A 20,878-nucleotide genomic window follows, 5' to 3' on the forward strand; every position below is an offset into this window, starting at 1 on the left:
GTTGCCGACGCAGTGGTCGATGGCCTGGAAGGTGCGCTTGGCCGGCGGCTCGACGGTACCGCCGGTGGCGTCGCGCTCGGCGGTGCCGGCCGCTGCGAGCGAGGCGCGGGCCTGGGCCGCGATCGCCTCGTCGGCGGCGAAGAGCCCGTCGGCGGACGGGGCGACCGCGCCGCCGCCCGTACCGGCGCCCAGGCCCACCGCGGCACCGCCCGCGAGGGCGGCCCGGGCGCGGGCCGCGCCCGCCGTCGCGTCGCCGGGCGGGCCCGACGGGGGCGGCGTCGCCGCGTTGCGGGCGGCGGCCGCGTCCAGGGCGGCCGAGGAGGCCGTGGGCTCCCACTGCCTGCCCCGCTTGCCCGCGTCCATCGCCTCGTTCGCGAGCCGGTCCGCGTGCTTGTTCTGCTCGCGCGGGATCCATTCGTAGCGGACGCGGCCCGCCGGGAAGACCCGGCCCGCCTCCGCCGCGAGCGGCTTCATGTCGGGATGCTTGATCTTCCAGCGGCCGGACATCTGCTCGACGACCAGCTTGGAGTCCATCCGGGCATGGACCAGCGCGTCGGGGAACAGCTCGCGCGCCGCTTTCAGGCCTGCGATCAGGCCCTTGTACTCGGCGACGTTGTTCGTGGCCACGCCGATGTACGCGGCCGCCTCGGCGAGCGTCTCGCCCGTCACCGGGTCGAGGACCACGGCACCGTAACCGGCGGGACCCGGGTTGCCCCGGGAGCCCCCGTCGGCCTCGACGATCAGTTCCCTCACAGGCGTCATTACAGGCCGGACTCCGACGTACGGACGAGGATCCGGCGGCAGTTCTCGCACCGCACCACCGTGTCGGCCGCGGCCGCGCGGACCTCGTTCAGCTCGGTGATGTTCAGCTCGATGTGGCAGCCCTCGCACTTGCGCTGGTACAGGCGCGCGGCGCCGACCCCGCCCTGCTGCTCGCGCAGCTTCTCGTACAGCTTCAGCAGGTCGGCGGGGATCGTCCCGGCCGCCAGCTCGCGCTCCTTGCCGACGGACGCGGCCTCGCTGTCCAGCTCGGCCTGGGCGGCGTCGCGCCGGGCGGTGGCGTCGTCGGCCTTGGTCTGGACGGCGGAGGCGCGCTCGGTCAGCTCGGCGACCCGCTCCTGCGCGGACTCGCGGCGCTCCATGACCTCCAGGACGATGTCCTCGAGGTCGCCCTGGCGCTTGGCGAGGGAGGCGATCTCCCGCTGGAGGCTCTCCAGGTCCTTCGGCGAGGAGACGGCGCCGGAGTCCAGGCGCTGCTGGTCCCGCGCGGCGCGCTGGCGCACCTGGTCGACGTCCTGCTCCGCCTTGGTCTGCTCGCGGGCGCAGTCGCTCTCCTCCGTCTGCGCGGCGACGAGCAGATCGCGCAGCTGGGTGAGGTCCTTGTTCAGCGACTCGATCTCGGCGTGCTCGGGCAGGGACCTGCGCTTGTGGGCGAGCTGCTGGAGACGAACGTCCAGGGCCTGGAGGTCGAGGAGTCGGATCTGGTCGGCGGGCGCGGCGTTCAGTTGGGGGCTCCAGAAGTGTGGTGGGAGGACCATGGGTCGGTGACCGTCTTCGAGACGTGGACGCGGAGGTCCCAGCCGTGGCGGTCGGAAATCTCGTCGAGCTGGGCGGCGGCCTGCTCGCACCAGGGCCACTCGGTGGCCCAGTGGGCGGCGTCGACCAGGCCCAGCGGGGAGTGCTGGGTCGCCTCGGACACCGGGTGGTGGCGCAGGTCCGCGGTGAGGAACGCGTCCACGCCCGCGGCTCGTACGGCGTCGAAGAGGCTGTCGCCCGAGCCGCCGCTGACGGCGACCCGGCGCACGATCATGGCGGGGTCTCCGGCGACGCGGACGCCCTGCGCGGTGGCGGGGAGCCGCTTCGCGGCGCGGGCGGCGAACTCGCCGAGCGTCTCGGGGTGGGTGAGCTCGCAGATCCGGCCGAGGTTGTTCTCGGGGACCAGCGGGCCGATGACCCGCAGGTCGAGGGCGCCGGCGAGGGCGTCGGAAACGCCGGGGTCGGCGGTGTCGGCGTTGGTGTGCGCCACGTGCAGGGCGATGTCGTGCTTGATCAGGCCGTGCACGACCCGGCCCTTGAAGTGGGAGGCCGCGACCGTCGTCGTACCGCGCAGATAGAGCGGGTGGTGGGTGACGATCAGGTCGGCGCCCAGCTCGATCGCCTCGTCGGCGATCTCCTGGACGGGGTCGACGGCGAACAGGACACGGGTGACCTCGGCGTCGGGGTCGCCGCAGACCGTGCCGACGGCGTCCCACTGCTCGGCCCGGTCGGGCGGCCAGAGTGCGTCGAGCTCGGCGATGACTTCAGACAGACGGGGCACGGAGGAAAGGCTACCTGTCCTCCGTGCCCCACCGCCCTGCCTGTGGGCAGGGATGATTCCGCTTGGCCGGCAAGGCGCGGTCCGGGGCCCGCGCCGCCCGGTCACCGGACCCTTCCCGCCCGCTCCGGGGCTACTTCTTCACGAGGTCGGCGCGCAGGTCGTCGAGGACGCTGTTCGCCGCCGTCACGCCGAGGCCGAGGTACCAGGTCTCGTCCGGGACGTCCTTGGCCTGGCCGGCCTTGACCGCCTTGAGGTTCTTCCACAGCGGGTTGGCCTGGGCGGTGTCGCGCTTGGTGGCCTTCGGGTCGCCGTAGACGCCGGTGAAGATCCAGTCGGCGTCGGCCTGGTCGATCTTCTCCGGGCTGATCTCGGCGGCGAGGTCGTCGATCCGCTGGTTCTCGGGCCGGGGCAGGCCCGCGTCCTCGAGGATCGTGCCGATGAAGGACGCCTTGGCGTAGAGGCGGATCTTGCCGGGGAGGTAGCGGACCATCGAGATGGTCGGCTTGTTCGGGCCGACGTCCGTGCCGAGCCGCTTGGCCTTGGTCTCGTAGGCGGCGAGCTTCGCCTTCGCGTCGGCGGTCCTGTCCAGGGCCGCGGCGTTGAGGAGGTAGTTCTCCTTCCAGGTGAAGCCGGGGCGGATGGAGAAGACGGTGGGGGCGATCTTCGAGAGCTCGTCGTACTTGTCCGCGGCGCGCAACTGGCTGCCGAGGATCAGGTCCGGCTGCAGGTTGGCGATCGCCTCGAGGTTGAGGTTGTTGATGGTGCCGACGGACTTGGGGGCGCCGGCGTCCTTCGCGAGGTACCCCGGGATGCCGTCGTCGCCCTCGGCGGGGGCGTAGCCGACCGGCTTGACGCCGAGCGAGACGACGTTGTCGAGCTCGCCGACGTCGAGGACGACGACCCGCTTGGGGGCGGCCTTGATCTCGGTCGTGCCGAGGGCGTGGGTGAGGGTGCGCGGGAACTGGCCCGGCTTGGCGTCCGTACCCAGGGCGGCGGTCTTGGCGGCGGCGTCGCCGAAGTCCTTGCCGCCGACGGCGACGTCCTTCTTCTTGCCGCCGTCCTCCTTCTCGGCACTGTCCGAGGAGCCGTCACCGCTTCCGCAGGCCGCGAGGGAGAGCGCGGCGGCGAGGGCGACGGCGGCGGCTGTGCCGCGGCGGCGGAGGGACATGAGAGGTGCTCCTGTACGGGTACGGGGACGGCGGCTCGTCGACCGGCACGGAGGTTCCGTACCCGGAGCCACTCACTCCACTTAGGGTCGCCTTACTTTACGCATCCGCCATTCCTCCAGCACAACCGGCCCCCTCATCTCAGCCGAATCGCGACATGGCCACCCTTATGTGTGAAGTGACATGGCTCGTGTTGTTCGGCTGGAAGTGCGAAAACTAGCTTCGGTGGCCGGAGGTGACGAGTCGATGACAGCCTGTGCCATCGAGACCGCGGCGGAGGACGGCGGCGCGGTGTGGCCGACGGGGTTCACGATCACGGCGAACGGGGCGTACGCGGCGCGGCTCGCGGGCGCCGGGGACGCGCTGTACGCGGAGCGGTGGACGCTGGACGGGCCGGAGCCGTACGCCGTACCGCTCCCGCTCGACCAGCCCGAGGACCCCGGTGCCCGGCTGCTGCCGCTGGCGGACGGGCGGGTGCTGATCGGGCGGCGGGTGGACGGCCGTCGGCACACGTTCTCGCTGTTGTACCCGACGGGCCCCGGGACGGGGCAACTGCCGCTAGGGGCGGTCGAGTCCGTCGAGCCGTCCGGGGAGCTCACGCTGCTGCCGCCGTCGCCGGACGGCATCTGCGCGTACGCGATGTGCGTCGGCCCGGACACGACCTCGCTGTGGCTGGTGGCGGGCGGGGCGTTCGGCCCCGAGCAGGTCGCGGAGGTCAAGGGACGCTGTACGGGCGGGGTCTGGCTGGACCGTACGGGCCGGATGCTCGCCCTCGACCGGCGGCTGGACGGCGGCCCGGTGAAGGCGGTGGCGGTCGATCTGGAGCGGGGCGGAGAGACGACACCGTTGCTCCAGATCACAGAGGAGAGCGACGACCGGCTGCTGATGGCGGACCCGGACAGCGGGCTGCTGCTGATCCGTTCCGACGCGCCGTCGCCGGGGCACGAGCGGCTGGGGTGGGGTGTGCTCGGCAGCCGGCTGCCGATCCGCTTCCCGGAGTGTCTGCGCCTCGACGACGCGGCGGTGACGCCGTTCGCGGTCCAGCCGGGGCAGGTGCTGCTGCCGGAGCACTGCTCGGTGGCGCTGCGGATCGACGCGGCGGCGGGGAGCTGGGTGGGGATGTGGCGCCCCTCGGGACGCCGGATGCACCAGGTGGCGGCGCCGGCGGGGTGGCTGGCGGGTTCCGGTCTCTGGACGCCGCACGGGGTGCTGCGGCTGCCGTACGCGACCCCGGAGGCGCCGTGCGGCCTCGCGGACCTGGAGGTACCGCCCGACCAGGAGCCGGAGCCGGAGCAGCAACCGGCGCGGCAAGCGGAAGCCGCACCCCCGGCGCCGGCCGTGTGCCGACCGGTCCCACTGCAAGAGGCACCCCTCACCGACCGCAGAGTGACCCCCTAGACTTTCGCTCGCAGTACAACAGCGATCAGCACGGGGTGAGTTCCAGCATGTCGGAAGCACGCACGGACGGGTCGGAGCCGCACGGCTCCGGAAGGCATCGCGGCGAGGCGGCGCCGGCGGAGGAGGACTCCACGTCCTCCCCGCACGGCCGCCACCGTCGCGACCCGCAAGCGCGGTGACACCGCACGGGCCCCGGGAGACCCCCGGGGCCCGTGCGTTTCCCGGCCCGCGCGCCGACGAGTCCGTTTCTCAGCCCTTCCTCAGGCCCAGCACCTCCGTCGCCGCGAACGTCTCCCCCGCCGGACGGCCCGCGTAGTGCGGGGTCAGCAGCCCGTCCAGTTCCTCGTACGTGAACGCGTCCTTCGTCGTGTCGAACTTCGCCGCGACCTTGGGGCGGTCCACGATCGCGACCATTCCGCCGTGCACGACGAGCAGTTGGCCGTTCACACCGCTCGCCGCCGGAGAGGCCAGATAGCCGACCAGGGGCGCCACATGCTCCGGCGCCAGCGGGTCCAGCTCCCCCGCGCCCGGCTCGGCGAAGCCCGCGAAGACGTCCTCCGTCATCCGGGTCCGCGCCCGCGGGCAGATGGCGTTCGCCGTGACGCCGTACTTCGCCAGCGCCAGCGCCGTCGACGTCGTCAGGCCCACGATCCCGCCCTTCGCCGCCGCGTAGTTCGGCTGTCCCGCCGAGCCCGCGAGGAACGCCTCCGACGAGGTGTTCACGATGCGGCCGTACACACCGCTCTCCCCCGCCTTCGCCCGGCCCCGCCAGTGCACCGCCGCGAAATGCGTCGTGTTGAAGTGGCCCTTGAGATGGACCCGTATCACCGAGTCCCACTCGTCCTCGCTCATCGAGAAGACCATCCGGTCCCGCAGGATTCCCGCGTTGTTGACCAGGACGTCGAGCTTCCCGAACTCGCGCACCGCCAGGTCGACCAGCCCCCGCGCGGTCTCGAAGTCGGCGACGTCGCCCAGGTGCGGGACCGCCCGGCCGCCCGCCGCGCGGATCTCCTCGGCGACCTCCTCGGCCGGGGCGGCCGAGGCGGCGCCGGAGCCGTCGCGGCCCGCCTGGCCGTAGTCGTTGACGACGACGGCGGCGCCCAGACGGGCCAGTTCCAGCGCCTCGGCCCGGCCCAGGCCCCGCCCGGCACCGGTCACGATCGCGGACAGGCCCTCAAGAGGGAGTGACATCTCGTGGAAGTCCTCTCAGATCTCGACGCAGGTACGCAGCGCCACACCCGTACGCATCTGCTCCAGCGCCTCGTTGATCCCGGAGAGCGGCACCCGGTGGGTGATCAGCGACTCCAGGTCGATCCGGCCCGCCCGCCACAGCGCGATGGCCCGCTCGTACGAACGCATGACGTCGCCGCCGCCGTACATCGACGGCAGGATCCGCTTCTCGTCGAAGAACAGCTCGAACATGTTGAGCTGGAGGTGGTCGTCGAGGGCGCCCGCGCCGACCACGCACAGCGTGCCGCCGCGCCGGGTCGTCTCGTACGCCGTCCGCGCGGTCGCGGACCTGCCGACGACCTCGAAGACGTAGTCGAAACCCTCGCCCGCCGTGATCCGCTGCTTGGCGTCGGCGAGCGCGTCGGGGGAGACCGCCTCGGTCGCACCGAAACGCAGGGCCGCCTCGCGGCGGGACTCGACCGGGTCGACGGCGACGATCTGGGCGGCGCCCTGGAGCTTGGCGCCCTGGATCGCGGAGACGCCGACGCCGCCGCAGCCGATGACGGCGACCGACGAACCGGCCTCCACCTTCGCCGTGTTGATGGCCGCGCCCAGGCCCGTCGTCACGCCGCAGCCGATGAGCGCGGCGATGTCGAAGGGCACGTCGTCGGGGATGGGGACGGCGCAGCCCGCGTCGACGACGACCTCCTCCGTGAAGGTCCCCGTCCCGGCGAAGCCGAAGACGTCCCCGCCGGGCCGGCGGAAGTTGGGGGTGCCGGCGTTCATGAACCCGGCCAGGCACAGCTGGGTCTGGCCGCGCTTGCAGGCGGGGCAGCCGCCACAGGCCGGCAGCCAGCACAGCAGGACCCGCTGCCCCTCGGCCAGGCCGGTCACCCCGTCGCCGATGTCGGTGATCTCGCCGGCACCCTCGTGCCCGGGGATGAACGGAGCGGGCTGTGGGAGCACGCCGCTCATGGCGGAGACGTCGGAGTGGCACAGACCGGTGGCCCGCACCCGGATCCGCACCTTGCCGGGGCCGAAGCCCACCGCCTCGACGTCGTCGAGGACCTCGAGTTCGTCCTGGCCGATCTCGTGCAGCACGGCTGCGCGCATGGTGCGGCTCCCTTCGGGATGGCTACGAGTGTTCGACGATCGTGTCGGCCAGGACCGGGGCGTCCTCCCGCTCCACGGCGGTGACCGACACCTGGACGCGGCCGTCCCCGGTCCACATGCGGACGCGCAGTGTCTCGCCGGGGAAGACGACCCCGGTGAAGCGCGTGCGGTACGAGCGGACCCGGGTGACGTCCCCGCCGAGCACCGTGTCGACCACCGCCTTGAGGGTCATGCCGTACGAGCAGAGTCCGTGCAGGATCGGCCGGTCGAAGCCGGCCAGCTTGGCGAACTCGGGGTCGGCGTGCAGCGGGTTCCAGTCGCCCGACAGGCGGTACAGCAGCGCCTGGTCCTCCCGTACGGCACGTTCCACGGTCCTGTCGGGCGCGCGGTCGGGCAGTTCGACCCGCTCGGAGGGGCCTCGGTCGCCGCCCCAGCCGCCCTCCCCCCGGACGAAGATCTGGGCGTCGCTGGTCCACAGGGGGCCGTCGTCGTCCGCGGCCTCGGCGCGCAGGACGAGAACGGCGGCCTTGCCCTTGTCGTGGACGGCGGCGACGCGGGAGGTGGTGACGGCCCTGCCCTTGACGGGGATGGGGCGGTGGAGGGTGATCGCCTGCCCGCCGTGCAGGACGGCGGCGAGGTTCACGTCGACGCCGGGCGCGGAGAGCCCGCCGACGATGCCCATTCCGGCGCCGGCGACGGTGGCGAAGCTGGGCAGGACGTGGAGCTTCGATTCGAGGGTGTAGCGGAGTTCGTCGGGGTCCGTGGCGGGGATTCCCGCCCCGAGGCCGAGGTGGTAGAGCTGGACGTCCTTGTGGTCCCAGACGATCTCGGCACTGCGGGGCTCGGCGGCGACGGCCTTGGCGGCATCAATGGGCATCGGGATGCTGCTCCTTGGAGATCCGATGAGGATCCGTGAAGAGGAAGGACCTCGGCACGACCGTCCGCACCGTCGGCCGCACCGAGGCCGTGCGGGACCGTCCCGTACGCGCCCGCCGTTCTAGAACGCGTTCTAGGTCGGTGATCCTCATGTATAGCCCAGGGGGAATGACTTGAGAACCCCCTGACGCCATGTCAGGTATCGGCTTCGCAGTCCGGACAGCGCGGGGAGCAGCGGCACGGGATGTGCGAAGCCCCTCGATGATGCGACGCTCGGCGGCGACGTCGGCAGCAACACGCTGGGGGTCGTGGCACGCGGATGCGGACACCGGTGTTGGGCAACGTGAACCGGGCGACCGTCCGGCCCCCTGCCGTCGCGCACCCTCCGGCCCCACAGGAGGGTCCACGGCGTGACACGCCCCTGGGAAGGGCTGTCAGACGGTGACTGCTCGGCGCGCGCCACATGCCCGGCAATGTCGGGACGAGCGCAATAAACCCCACGACATCGGCCTCGTCGCCTCCACCCGGCCATCGCTGCGGCTGCCGCGGACGACTGACCGAGCCTCCTGACGGACCGTTTGCGGAGCGCCCTGGCCGCAGCGGCCCGAGCGGACCACCAACAAGGCCGGCGAACAGCCGGTGCCACTACGCAGAACCGCCCCGGTGCAACTCAAGGCCGCACCGGGGCGCAGGAAGGGGCAGGCAGGCAACAGGCCGAGACCCGGAGCCCCTCCGGTCGCCCTGCTATCCAGGGCCCTCCTCCCTGGAGAAGACCAAACCGACGCTGCAGAGGCGATCAGGGTCGTCACTCAGACACAGGGACTTACCCCCGTCAATGGGGTTGACCGAGATGTTGCACCCGTCTAGGGGCTCGTTCTGAAAATTCAGAGCGACCGAAGTTCCCGACGCGGCCTCGGTCTTCGAATAGGAAGTATCTCCGGCATCGACGAAGAACGCCCAACTCCCCGTCGAGTCACCACTGGGACATGACGGATATACATCTGATTTCAGATCGACGGAGGTAAGGCTGAAGGCGTGATGCGCAGTGATCACCATCTTCCCTCCCGAGCTGTCCACCCACGCACCCACCAAGTCTCTGTCGGTGATCAGTGAGGGCTCGTGTTGCTCACCGGTACACGACGTCACCCCAAGCAGCAGCACAGCCAGCTGAATAGCAGATAACCACCTAGAGCGGACCAACATTCCCACTCCGTTCCTGACGCTCGGTCGCTCGATCATATCCTGCCACATTGTCACTCGACCCAGAAGGGTTATAGGAGTTCAGAGGAAGGCGCTCGCTCCAGGTGAGGTGCTGCGTCGTCGCTGAAACCGAACTGTCACGGAATGAAGGGTTCCAGCTTCTGCGAGTCACACGCGTGGCGAACGCCAGTCCGACATGTTCACGAAAAAGGGACATCCTGTCTCACTCTGCGACAGTACCTGCGGGCGAGCTAGCGTTTACCCACGGACTGCAGGATTCCTTCAGGTCCGCCTGAATCGATAATCCCTTTGAAGGAATCCAGAATCGCAGCCAGACCACCCTCCGGAATTGCCTACGAGATCGGGACACTGAAGATACCCGCCAGAGCATTCCCCGGGTCGCCTTCCATCGATCCATCACTTGCCCGATCTTACGCAGCGTCATTAACGTGGCGCTCCACCGCATCCCATCGGGAAGCCCAGCGTCAACATTGTCAACGGGTTCCCTACACCGCCTGCGTGAACCGGTACCTGGTCCCCGGCCTCGGCAAGAAGAGGCTCACCAAGCTCACCGCCAAGGATGTCCGCACCTGGCTCAACCGCCTCCGACCACCTGCTAGTGCTGCACGCGCGGCATCGACGCCCGGCGAGACGATCGCCGTTGCTGCGCCGTCGGCAAGTGCTGCTCCAAGCGACCTTCTCCGCTGACGCTGACCTACATCCACTCCGTACTCAAGTCCGCGCTGGAGCACGCCGTACGCGAGGAGGAGATCCCGCGCAACGTCGCCCGCAACGTCCGCACCGGCACACCCCCCTTGATTCACAGCGGGTTACGCTGACCCGCCAGGATCTATATCGACCAAATCGGAAAAATTCAGCCCCCGATGATTCGACCCCCTCACCAGCGACGAAGCCCGCCAGCTCCTCGCCGCCAGTCGAGATCACCGGCTGCGCGCGCTGTTCGGTACTCGCCCTCCACGCCGGCCTCCGCAAGGGCGAACTCCTTGACCTCCACTGGGACGACATCGGCCTCACCATCGACACCGGCGCCATCCGCCGCACCCTGCAACGCACGAACGCGGGCGGGCTCACCACCCTGCCCCCAAGACCCGGCCCTCCGAACGCCGCATCGCTATCCCCGCCAGCTGCCCGCACTCACTGAAGCGTCACCGCGAGCAACTGCACATGGGAAATCCACTCACAGAGCGTGTCGAAGGCCAAGGCGTATTCGCCGACAATGAGGAACTCTCGCACATTCCTGATCACTTCCCCTCGAGCAATAGGGGAATCATTCAAGAGTTCCGCGATTGCGCTCCGATAGTGCGGCTCCTGCATCACGCCACCCAACTACTTGTAGGGGTGCCCAGTGATAATCCGATCACTGGCCGGCTCGCAAATCACCTTAACGTCCACCCCGTCATACACACCGGTGATCGCCACGCGAGATGGCGCCCCCCTCCGGATACCACCGCACACCCCGACCACCACAATCCCCCGCCCCGAACCGACCACGGCCGCGCTGCCCACGTTCACCGGCTATCGGGACCTGCTCGGCGTGGTACGGCAACTGTCCTCGCTCGGCTGCGCCCAGCCGATCCGGCTCGAAGGCCACCGCGCCGAGATCGACGCCTTCACCGGCGAGATACTGCGCGAACTGAAGTCCAAGGAACTTCCCGCCGGACACCTCCTGGTCCGATGCGGCAACCGCCGCACGACCCGCTGCCCCTCCTGCGCCGAGCTCTACCGTCAGGACACCTACCAGCTCATCGCCGCCGGCCTGCGCGCGGCAAGACCATCCCCAACCAGGTCGCCACCCACCCCCGCGTCTTCGCCACCCTCACCGCTCCCTCCTACGGGCCCGTCCACGGGCGACACGTCAACGGCTCCGCCCGCTGCCGCTGCGAACGCACCCACACCAAGGACGACCCGCTCCTCGGCACCCCGCTCGACCCCGAGCGGTACGACTACACCGGTGCCGCGCTGTGGAACGCCCACGCCCCCGCCCTGTGGGCCCGCTTCATGCTCCACCTGCGCCGCACCATCGCCGCCGCAGCCAGCATCCCCCAGCGCCTCCTCTCCAAGGTCGTCCGGGTCGCGTACGCCAAGGTCGCCGAGTACCAGCAGCGCGGAACGATCCACTTCCACGCCGTCATCCGCCTCGACGGCCCCGCAGGCCCCTACACCCCACCACCCACCTGGGCCACACCCGAACTCCTCGCCGACGCCATCCGCATCGCGGCCACCCGCGCCCACATCGACGGGCCCGAGGTCAACGGCCGCGCTCGCTCCTTCGCCTTCGGCGAGCAGATCGATACCAGGATCATCCGGTCCTCCGCCTTCCAGGACGGGGCCACGATCACCGAGGGCAAGGTCGCCGAATACGTCGCCAAGTACGCCACCAAGGGCACCGAAGCAGCGACCGGCACCCTCGACCACCGACTGAAGAGGATCACCGATCTCTGGTCGGAGTCAGTACCCGAGCACGCCGCCCGGATGATCCGCACCGCCTGGGCCCTCGGCGCCCGCGAGGACCTCAAGCACCTGAACCTGCGCAAGTGGGCCCACATGCTCGGCTTCCGCGGCCACTTCTCCACCAAGACCCGCGCCTACTCCACCACCCTCGGCGCCCTCCGGGCCCGCCCGAGCCGCCTGGCACCGCCGCCACACCCCTCCGCCCTCCCCGACCACCCTCGTCATCGCCCACTGGGCCTACGACGGCACCGGCCTCACCCCCGACCTCGAACGCCTCGCCGCACTCATCCACGGCGGCCCGACACGCGAACAGGGAGTGACAGCCGGTGCGTGACGACGAATTGCTCACCGTGCCCGAGGCGATGGCCCGCCTCAAGATCGGCCGCTCCGCCGTCTACGACCTGCTCCGCTCCGGACAACTCGCCTCGATCACCCTCGGCCGCGCCCGCCGCATCCCCACCCACGCCCTCACCGACTTCATCCTCACCCGACTCGAAGAGGAAGCCGCCTGATGAGCACACCTCGCGACACCCCTGCCTCCCGTCGCGTCCGCGCCAACGGCGACGGAACCGTCTATCAGCGCAAGGACAGCCGGTGGGAGGCTGCCGGATACGTCCTCGCCCCTAGCAACAGCCGCAAGCGCATTCGCGTCTACGGCACCACCCGCAAGGAAGCGCTCGCCAAACTGACCGAGAAGATCGCCACCAGCAACCGCGGCCTCCCCATCCGGTCCGCGCAGGGCAGTCTGGCCGCGTACCTGACGTACTGGCTGGAGAACGTCGCCATCCACCCCTCCGCGAGAACACCCACACCCGCTACACCGCCTGCGTCAACCGGTACCTCGTCCCCGGCCTGGGCAAAAGGAAGCTCAGCAAGCTCACCGCCAAGGACGTCCGCACCTGGCTCAACCAGCTCCGCACCACCTGCCAGTGCTGCACCCGCAGCATCGACGCCGACCGCGACCAGCCCCGCTGTTGCGCCACCGGAGCCTGCTGCTCCAAGCGGCTCTCCCCGCTGACGCTGGCCTACATCCACTCCATCCTCAAGTCCGCCCTGGAACACGCCGTGCGCGAGGAGGAGATCCCACGCAATGTCGCCCGCAACGTCCGCACCGGCACCCCTCGCCCCCGACGTTTCGAACCACTGACCGCCGACGAGGCTCGCCAGTTCCTCGACGCCGCGAACGAACACCGGTTGCACGCCCTGTTCGAACTCGCTCTCCACACCGGACTCCGCAAGGGCGAACTCCTCGGCCTCCGCTGGGAAGATCTCAACCTCGACCGGGGCACCGCTGCCATCCGCCGCACACTCCAGCGCACCAAAACAGACGGCCTCACCACGCTGCCCACCAAGACCCGGGCCTCCGAACGCCGCATCGCCCTCCCCGCCCGCTGCCTCCAGTCGCTGAAGGTTCACCACGAAGAGCAGCAGCATGAGCGTGACACCGCCGGCACCACGTGGCAGCACAACGGGCACGTGTTCACCACTCCACAGGGCAGACCGATCGACCCGACCAACCTCACCCGCACCTTCACCGCACTCCTCCGCAAGGCCGGCCTCCGCCGCATCCGCTTCCACGACCTCCGCCACTCCACCGCCACCCTCCTCCTGGAACAGGGCGTCGAACTCGTCGTGATCAAGGAACTTCTCGGCCACGCCCACATCGGCGTCACCGCCACCGTCTACGCCCACGTCCGACTCCGCCTCCAGCGAGACGCCCTCGGCACCGCGCTCGACGGCATAACGAACATCAAGGCCAGCCGAACTGACGGCGACGATCCGCCTCCGCTCACCGCCCTCGTCCGCTGACGTTGCCGTCAACTACTGCCGTCACCCCACGCAAAAGCCCCGCCAGGATGCACCCGGCGGGGCTTCAGATTTGCGGTTGCTCACTCTGATTCGACCCACATCAGACGATCGCGACGCGGCCCAATCGAAGTGGCGGGAACACACTCAGCTATCCCATTACCAGCTCACGCATTCGCGCGATCAGATCGTGAGACCCAAGATCTTCCGACAGCCGGACAAGCCGCTCGTAATACTCTTCGCTAATCGACAACTCGTCCTCATAAATCCATGAGCACATGGTGTCGAAAGCTAGGGCGAACTCTCCGGCCGTCAGAAGGTCGCGCACATCGACTGCGACCGAAGGCGCAGTGATGGGAGATTCCTCTAGCAGATCTTCGATCTTGGCGGCGTACTCTACAGCTTTCACTGCACCTCCATCAGGGCCGGTACGGGAAACCGGTCACAACTCGGCCCGTTGCTGGTTCATAAATGACCCTGATGTTCACGCCGTCCACTACTCCTTCAACCTTCCACCGCGACGGATCCCCGTTCCTCGTGTACAGGGCTCCAGCTCGGCCTGTCTGCTGCGTCCTACCGCTGCTGGGACTGGTCGCGACGTCGGCAATGCTGTCGAGGATCTTGTCAGTGTCCCAGCCGCGCGGAAACACGGTCTTCCCAGGCTGTCCCGGCCACTTATGGCCGCCACCCGTTCTGTCACCGTGAATGATATGGAACTGCTCTTGCCCGCCAATCAAATCACGGCCGACACCAGGGCAGTTGCTGTTGTGAACAAGTACCGGCGTCTCGCCCGCCAGCACATAGTACGTGTGCAGGTCGTCTACGGTCAGGTTGTACGTGCGAGCATGCCGCGCAAAGGCCCGGTTTCCCAGTATCTGGACGATTTCGCCCTTGTCAGTCAGGAGGGTCATCCCCTTGGCCAGGTGGCGGGCCTCGACCCACTCCTGCTTCGAGGGGGACCAGAACGGATGCTCGTGCGTCGCGGTGAGCTTTTCAGGTCCGTCGTCGGTCTCGATGCTGAGTTCGTTGAAGTGCTTGTCGTCTTCAGTGACGATCAAACGCGTCACCTTGCGGGGGCCGGACTCCCCAGTCTCGGGATCGGTGGCCAGAACCTGATCACCGAGCTTGACGGCCTCAATGTCCTTCGTGGACCCGTCCGCCATCTTCACGTCTGTGCCGGCGAGGAAGCACTTACAGCCACCTACAAGCTTCGCTGCCCTTGCTCCGAAACTTGCTGCGCCTCCGGGCGCAATCAGGCTGAAGCCATCAAGGAATCCCTGCGCGTTCTGATAGTGCGATGAATTGACGTCGACGCCGAGGGTGGCCATCCAGCCTTCATAGAGCGCGTTATGCACCATACCGAAGAGACCGGGAAGGACAACACTGCTCTGTGAGGTTGCCCAAGCTCCTACCCCGCCCCACATATTCGTCGACCAGTTGTGGTCGAAGTTCTCGTTTCGATAATCCGTTACCTCGTAGGCTTTCCCCCAGCTGCCGTTCTGAGCAGGACCTTGACTCTCCCATGTGGCCTGAGTTTTAGCAGGCACCGTTTTCTCGTAGTGCCTGGCAACGATTTGCACATCTTGGTACTTGGTGGTGCTAGTCGTGATGACCTGGTTACCACCGCACTTGTAGAGAGATCCGCACTCATCGCTTTTCAGACCGGTAGGGTCGCTTTGCGTAACCGGGCTGTTGTTCGCGTAGCTGTACCCGTTCAGGGACTGGTGCTGGTCGGGCGACAGGAGCGGGTCGACGCTGATGAACTGGCCAATCAGCGGGTCGTACTGGCGGGCACCAACGTGTGTCAGGCCCGTCGTGCTGTCGGCTGTCTTGTTGAGGAACGCCTTGTCTGTGGGCCAGCTGCCGATTGCTCCGCCGCGCTCGGAACCGAAGGGGGTCATGTAGCGCTTGGTGATCTTCTGTTCGGTGTCCGAGCCTACGGCGAGGCTCTGACTACCGTGGTGGTCCCCGGCGAGGAAGAGTAGTTGGGTTGCTCCGGACTGGTTGGTGCGTACCGCGATTTGGGTGCCACCGGCCGTGTAGCTGCGCTGGGCCCAGGTTGTGCCGTTGGCACGGCGGTGGAGCTCGGTGAGGCCCGCGTACAAGATGCGCTCGCCGTCCTGGGTGTGGCGGACGAGCAGGATGCCGTCGGCGTCGTAGAGGTAGTCCGTGGACTTGCCGTTCTCCGTCAGCTTGGAGAGCCGGCCCTCGTCTGACCAGGTCAGGACTTGCTGGCCCGTAGCGCCCGGGCGCTTGGTTGTGTTGCCGGCCGCGTCGTAGTCGTAGACCTTGTCTGTGGTCTGGGGGGCTGTGGTGCCGCACTCAGTGCGGGGCGTGGTGTAGCGGAGGGCGTGCGGCTGGCTGGCCGGGTCGTAGCAGTACGTCGTCGTGGTGTCACCCGCGACGAGGTGCTGGGTCTCCGTCTTGCGCTGGCCGGCCGTGTTGTAGGTGTACGACGTCCAGTACGGGGCGGGACCGCTCAGGGTGCTGGCTGCTCGAGTGTCACCACAGTTCTGGGACGTGGGTGTCCAGGCCTCTAGCAGACGGCGGTGGCCATCGTAGGTGAAGCACTGAGTCTCGGCCTTGCCGGTGCCTCCGAGGATCGTCGGGTCGGCGATCGACGTGACGTTGCCGGCCTGGTCGAAGGTGTAGGAGAGGGCCTGGAGCATGTACGGGTGCGTCTGGTCCGTGACGTTGCTGTTCGTCAGACGTCCCGTACCGGTCTCGTACGTGTTGGTGACATAAACGTTGTGGTCACCAGTACCGCCCTTGCCCAGCGTCAGCTGCTGGACCTGGCCGAGGGCCGAATAGTCGGCGTTCTGCAGGTAGCCCGTCAGACCGTTCATGGACGTGAGCTGACCGACAGAGCCGTAACCGTACTCGATGATCTCGGCTGGCAGACCGCCGAGTGACGGCTCTCTGATGCTGCCCACCGTGCCATCGATGCGGTACGCCGTGGTGTACGTCAGCTTGCCGTTCGGCACCGACGCAGTCAGGTCATCCCCTGCCGGGAGCGTCAGCTCCGTGGTGGTGGGACGGCTGAGTACGTCGTACGCGGTGACGGTCTTGATATACGCGTCTCCCGCCTTCCCGCCGACATAGCGGGTGGCGGCGTAGGGCAACCCCTTCAAGACCATGTCATACGTACGGTTCGTCAGGAGCGTGGTGTCCGACTGCGTGCCGGACCAGGTGTTGACCGGGCGGTCGATATCGTCGTACGACGTCAGGATCGTCTTGCCGCCGGTCGTCGTCTTGGTCGGGCGGTCAAGCAAGTCGTAGTCGGTGGCCGTCGTGCCCTTGTCAGGGTCCACGGCGGCCTTCTGACGGCCGAACCGGTCGTAGGTGTACGACCAGGCGGCACCGTCAGGGCCGGTGATCTTTGTCTGCTTGCCGTCCAGGGTGTGCCAGAACTTCGTCGAGGTGTACGAGGCGCTCAGGGTCGCTCCGTACTGAGCGTCCGCCGGGCTGGCGCCCGCGTACTCGCGGGTCTCCGTGGTCCGGCCGCGGGCGTCGACGATCGTCCGGGTGGCCGAGCCACCCTCCAGGGCGGTCGTGGCGGTGGAGTCACCGGTGTATGTGGTGTTGGTCGTCCACTTCTTCACGCCGAGGATGTACAGACTGGTGTCTGTCGGGCGCTCGGCGCCGTCGTAGACGGTCTCGGTCTGCTTCGGCGCCCCGCCGTACTCGGCGCGCGCGTAAGTTCCGTTGGGTGTGGCCGCGCTGTCGAAGATGTCCGCGTACGTCTCGTAGGCGAGTCCCCGGCTGTCGTAGCGTGTGTCTGTAAGGAGACGCCCGCCCTGCGCGGTCGGGGACTGCGTCTGGAGCGGACGGAGCAGGGCGTCGTAGATTGTGTAGCCGGTGTTGTACGTCTCGCCGTCGGCCTTCAGAGTCGACGTCGCTACCCAGGACTGCTTGGTGTTGCTGAGGAAGTACACGAATCGCGTGTTGGGCGACTGAGTGCTGCTGCTGCGGTTGGGAAGCCAGACGTCCGTCAGTCGGCCCAGCGCGTCATAAGCGAGCTCCGTCTTCTTGAGGTTGGCGTCGTACGTGCGCAGCGGGTTGCCTCGGCGCGGGTCCAGGTAGGTGTTCACCTGGTGGGTCGCGGCATTGGTGGTGACGGTCCTCGTCAGCGGGCCCGAGGAGTCGGCCGGCGTGTACGCGGTGGTCGTCCCCTTGCCGTTCGCGTTCGTTACCTTCGTCGGACGGCCGAGGGCGTCGTACGCTGTGTCGGCGGTCTTGTCCCAGTCGACGGTGCCCGCGGTCAGATAGGCGGCGGCGCGACCGGTCCAGGTGGCCAGGCCCTTGGTGGGCGTCATGGACGCCGACCACTCGCCGAGGTTGTCGTATGCCATGGCCGTGTCGGAGAGAACGTTGCCCCGGGTGCCGTCGGCGTTCGCCAGCTTCAGATCCGCCTCGGTGAAACCGCAGCCCAACCCGACCGTACGCACACGCGACACCAGGTTGGTGAGTCCAACGGTGTCGTTGCGGGCGTACCAAGTCTCACTGCACGTCTCGTCACCAGTCTTGGAATAGTCACCCGAGTCGTAGACCTTACTCGGCATCCCGTAACTGTCGAACGTCGTCTGGACTGCTCGGCGCCGCCACGTATCGGAGGCAGTGAGGTAGGTGTAGGTCGTGGCCTGCTCGGTACGCACATAGCGGGCTACGTGGTCGCCGGCACTCGGCACGTCGGTCTGCCGCGCGGTCTCCTGGGACCAAGGCTCATTCGCCGTGACGGAGATGGGTACGGTGCCGTTGTAGACGACCTGTTCTCGCAGTGTCCCGGCGTACTCGTTGCTGTCGGTCAGAGTGGCGATGCCGACCGACGGCTGAGCCAGCGGAGCCACGGTCCTTGCTTTGGTGGTGCCGTCCTTGTTCTTGTCGCCGTTCATGCCCTGCATGTAGAGCGAGACGGTCTTGGAACGGGGAACCCCGGTCTTCTGCGCACCCTTGTAGACGGTGACCTCGCGGTAGCCGCGCCAGTCGGACCAGGTCCGCTCGGCCGTCGGCGTGAACGGGTCGTCGTTGTAGTGCCAGGCTGCCCCGCTGTAGACGTACTCGTTCTCGACCACGTCGTTCCGGCCCGCAGGGTCGGACGTGGTCACGCCGAGGACGCGGTACTTGTGGAACCAGTCGACCGACGCCTCGGAGGCCCCGTTGATGTTCCAGTACTGCGGATAGCAGTTGCGCGTGTTGGTGTCCTCAGCAGCGCCAAGAACCTGGCTGCGCACGCACTCCGCCGAGGACGTCGTCACCGTGGTGATCGCGCCGGTCTCCGAAGTGACGGTGGAAATACGCGGCCGGGACAGCGGCAGGATGTCGTCCGTGCCGTCCACGCGGTTCGGACGCATGTGGTACGTGAACACGACCGGATCCGTCGCGACCGGGGTCTTCCCTGCCTTTGCCGTCCGCTTGATCGACTTCAGGGTGAGTGTGTGGTCGGACGTGTCACCGATGTCGCCGCCGTCCAGATACGCCTGGGTGAAGTCCCAGGAGTCCACAGGGTCGTACGTGGTGGCCGTCTTGTTCCACGAGAAGGTGTCGATGCCGGTCAGGCGCTTACGCGTGAAGAACGACGGTGACTGCGACAGGCACTCAGTGGAGTCCTTGGCGCAGATCGCGTCGAACGGGACGTCCGGCCAGTTGTCGGACGTCTCCTTCGTGAGCGAGGTGCAGTCCGTGGCCGTGCACCGCTCGGTGTAGCCGAAAGTCACCTTCGCGTCGGCCGTGTCGGTGAACACGGCGTTCTGCCGCAGGCCGTACTTCACCTCCGTCAGGTAGCCACCGCGCACGTACTCGGCGTCCGCCTTCGTGGCCTTGTTCTTCTTGTAGTGGTTCTTCTCCTGGGTGTACCAGTACGTCGCGGCGTTGCCACGGGTGTCCTCGACGTAGTCGAGGTTCCACCGCCACGCCTGTGTGACGGACCGGTCGGCGAACGCGGTGCCCGCGCTGTACCCCGGCTCACCGGAGTCGTCGCCGAAGACCGGGACGGTCCAGGTGGAGTTGGTGCGCTGCGTGGTGGCGCCGTCGAGCTTGTCAAGGCCGAAGACGTACTTGGTGCCGTCGCCCGAGAGGACGGTCCAGTGCTCACCGTCGTTGTCACCGTTCTCGGCACCGGTGGAGCGGATCACCTTGGAGGCGTCGTCGTTTTCCAGCTTCCATACATCGGCTGTGGACGTCTTCACCAGGCGAGAGGATTTTCCGTTGAGCACAAGCCGGGCGTTGTCGTACTTCCAGCAACGGTCGAAGACGTCGGTGTGGCCGTCGTCGTCACAGCTGCCGTAGGAGCGCTCGATGTACGACTCGGTGAGGGAGAAGCCCTCACCGACTGAGGTGCCCTGGTTGTTCGTCGTCGCCGTACGCCCGTCGATGCTGCCCGAGTCGTACGAGAGGCCCAGCGCCGGAGCCGGGCCGGCCGCGGCGGGCGGCAGGGTGAAACCGTAAGACCAGGTGAACGAGCCCGAGCTGGCTCCCGCGGCCCACGAGGACGACGCCGACAGCGGCGTCGCACTGTAGTCACCGGTGCCCTTCGGCGAGGAGCCGCCGCTGCCCGAGGCGGTCAGCGCCATCACCGTCGCGCCGGAGCTTTCCGCGCCGAGCTGGGTCGTGGGGCCGCTGTCGGACTCCGCGACGGTCACCCGGGCGGTGACGGTCTGCTCCTTCGCGTCGTTGCGCGAGGCGAGCGGCGTCGGGGTGCGGCACTCGGCCTTCTGCGGCGTGGTCAGGGAGCACGCCGGGAGCTGCACAAGTCGGAGGCGGCCCGACCATCCGCCGCCGACCGCAGAGGCGAACGCGCCGTAGTCGACGCTCACCTCGGCCGTTCCGGCGGTCTCGGCCTCGGCCGTCAGCACAACGCCAGTGATGCCGAGGCGGTCGGCCGTCCCTTGGTCCAGGACGGTGAAGGTCGTGTCCGTCCCGGTCGCGAGACCGTTCTTGGCGTTCAGGGGAGTCACGGCGACCGGGAGGCCGCCAGGGGCAGCCTTCGTCGCACTGGCCGTGAGCGTCAGGTCGGCGGTGCCGGCCTTCGGCCAGGAGGCCCGCCGCTGCTCGGCGCGGGCGCGCAGGGCTTGGGCCGCGTTGTCTCGCAGATCCTCGGCCACCTGCTCACGGGCTTGCTTCGCGCCCTGACCAGTGACTGGCCTGACCTTGGTGACCCGCTGTTCGGGCAGATCCGGTCGGCCCAGACCGCCCGCTCCATCAGCGGCGACGGGTGTGAGCCCGATCGGTATCGACAGGGCCAGGGCGAGCGGCAGCACCACGAGCGCTCGACGGCGCCTGCGGCGGTCCTCCCCTCGCCATGCGCCGTAACTACTCATGCCAAGTTTCACAGATATCCCCATCCTTGTGACATGTGTGTGCT

General features: G+C 68.4%; 12 protein-coding genes and 3 pseudogenes. 5 read left to right on the forward strand and 10 right to left on the reverse strand.

Annotation, left to right across the window (positions count from 1 at the left end):
- The 4 genes from ABZY12_RS29635 to ABZY12_RS29650 form a co-directional block, all read right to left on the reverse strand.
- Positions 1-762, reverse strand: a 762-nt coding sequence (locus tag ABZY12_RS29635; RefSeq protein ID WP_356895665.1) for a reverse transcriptase-like protein, incomplete at its 3' end; no start/stop codon positions are given.
- Complete coding sequence (locus ABZY12_RS29640) at positions 762-1,505, reverse strand: C4-type zinc ribbon domain-containing protein (RefSeq protein ID WP_356895724.1); 744 nt, start codon at positions 1,503-1,505, stop codon at positions 762-764. The genes ABZY12_RS29640 and ABZY12_RS29635, both read right to left, overlap by 1 nt.
- Complete coding sequence (locus ABZY12_RS29645; protein WP_356895667.1) at positions 1,502-2,317, reverse strand: Nif3-like dinuclear metal center hexameric protein; 816 nt, start codon at positions 2,315-2,317, stop codon at positions 1,502-1,504. The genes ABZY12_RS29640 and ABZY12_RS29645 overlap by 4 nt, the downstream gene beginning before the upstream one ends.
- 130 nt (positions 2,318-2,447) lie before the next feature.
- Complete coding sequence (locus ABZY12_RS29650) at positions 2,448-3,485, reverse strand: iron-siderophore ABC transporter substrate-binding protein (protein ID WP_356895669.1); 1,038 nt, start codon at positions 3,483-3,485, stop codon at positions 2,448-2,450.
- Between the two features lie 244 nt (positions 3,486-3,729).
- On the opposite strand from ABZY12_RS29650, the gene ABZY12_RS29655 reads away from it, so the two are divergent.
- The gene (locus ABZY12_RS29655; RefSeq protein ID WP_356895671.1) at positions 3,730-4,881 is read left to right on the forward strand and encodes a hypothetical protein; all 1,152 of its coding nucleotides are present in this window, start codon (positions 3,730-3,732) and stop codon (positions 4,879-4,881) included.
- A 249-nt stretch (positions 4,882-5,130) separates the two neighbouring features.
- Here ABZY12_RS29655 and ABZY12_RS29660 read toward each other — a convergent pair whose 3' ends face one another.
- Genes ABZY12_RS29660 through ABZY12_RS29670 form a run of 3 tightly spaced genes read right to left on the reverse strand, consistent with a single transcriptional unit; the run spans position 5,131 to position 8,041 of the window.
- Positions 5,131-6,072 carry a 3-oxoacyl-ACP reductase gene (locus ABZY12_RS29660; RefSeq protein WP_356895673.1) on the reverse strand — a complete coding sequence of 314 codons (942 nt, stop codon included), beginning with the start codon at positions 6,070-6,072 and terminating at the stop codon, positions 5,131-5,133.
- Between the two features lie 15 nt (positions 6,073-6,087).
- Entirely contained in the window at positions 6,088-7,164 is a 1,077-nt protein-coding gene (locus tag ABZY12_RS29665; protein ID WP_356895675.1) for a Zn-dependent alcohol dehydrogenase, read from the reverse strand.
- Positions 7,165-7,186: 22 nt separating this feature from the next.
- A complete protein-coding gene (locus ABZY12_RS29670; RefSeq protein WP_356895677.1) occupies positions 7,187-8,041 on the reverse strand; it encodes a MaoC/PaaZ C-terminal domain-containing protein in 855 nt (284 codons plus the stop codon).
- A gap of 1,706 nt (positions 8,042-9,747) precedes the next feature.
- Between ABZY12_RS29670 and ABZY12_RS29675 the strand changes: the two are divergent.
- A pseudogene (locus tag ABZY12_RS29675) lies at positions 9,748-10,419 on the forward strand (tyrosine-type recombinase/integrase); the annotation flags it as partial.
- On the opposite strand, the gene ABZY12_RS29680 reads toward ABZY12_RS29675, so the two are convergent.
- Positions 10,396-10,575, reverse strand: coding sequence for a MafI family immunity protein (locus ABZY12_RS29680; RefSeq protein WP_356895679.1), 180 nt, complete (start codon positions 10,573-10,575; stop codon positions 10,396-10,398). The pseudogene ABZY12_RS29675 and the gene ABZY12_RS29680 sit on opposite strands and share 24 nt — an antisense overlap.
- Before the next feature lie 211 nt (positions 10,576-10,786).
- Between ABZY12_RS29680 and ABZY12_RS29685 the strand changes: the two are divergent.
- The 3 genes and pseudogenes from ABZY12_RS29685 (at position 10,787) to ABZY12_RS29695 (ending at position 13,521) form a co-directional block, all read left to right on the forward strand.
- Positions 10,787-12,046, forward strand: a pseudogene (locus ABZY12_RS29685) (replication initiator).
- A gap of 28 nt (positions 12,047-12,074) precedes the next feature.
- Positions 12,075-12,224, forward strand: coding sequence for a helix-turn-helix domain-containing protein (locus ABZY12_RS29690; protein ID WP_356895726.1), 150 nt, complete (start codon positions 12,075-12,077; stop codon positions 12,222-12,224).
- Positions 12,224-13,521 (forward strand): annotated as a pseudogene (locus ABZY12_RS29695) (site-specific integrase). The gene ABZY12_RS29690 and the pseudogene ABZY12_RS29695 overlap by 1 nt, the downstream one beginning before the upstream one ends.
- Before the next feature lie 148 nt (positions 13,522-13,669).
- Here the strand turns inward: ABZY12_RS29695 and ABZY12_RS29700 are convergent.
- The gene (locus ABZY12_RS29700; protein WP_356895681.1) at positions 13,670-13,927 is read right to left on the reverse strand and encodes a MafI family immunity protein; all 258 of its coding nucleotides are present in this window, start codon (positions 13,925-13,927) and stop codon (positions 13,670-13,672) included.
- A 10-nt stretch (positions 13,928-13,937) separates the two neighbouring features.
- Positions 13,938-20,834 carry a polymorphic toxin-type HINT domain-containing protein gene (locus tag ABZY12_RS29705; protein WP_356895683.1) on the reverse strand — a complete coding sequence of 2,299 codons (6,897 nt, stop codon included), beginning with the start codon at positions 20,832-20,834 and terminating at the stop codon, positions 13,938-13,940.
- Between the last annotated feature and the right edge of the window lie 44 nt (positions 20,835-20,878).

Source organism: Streptomyces sp. NPDC006551, assembly GCF_040611675.1.
GTDB lineage: Bacteria > Actinomycetota > Actinomycetes > Streptomycetales > Streptomycetaceae > Streptomyces.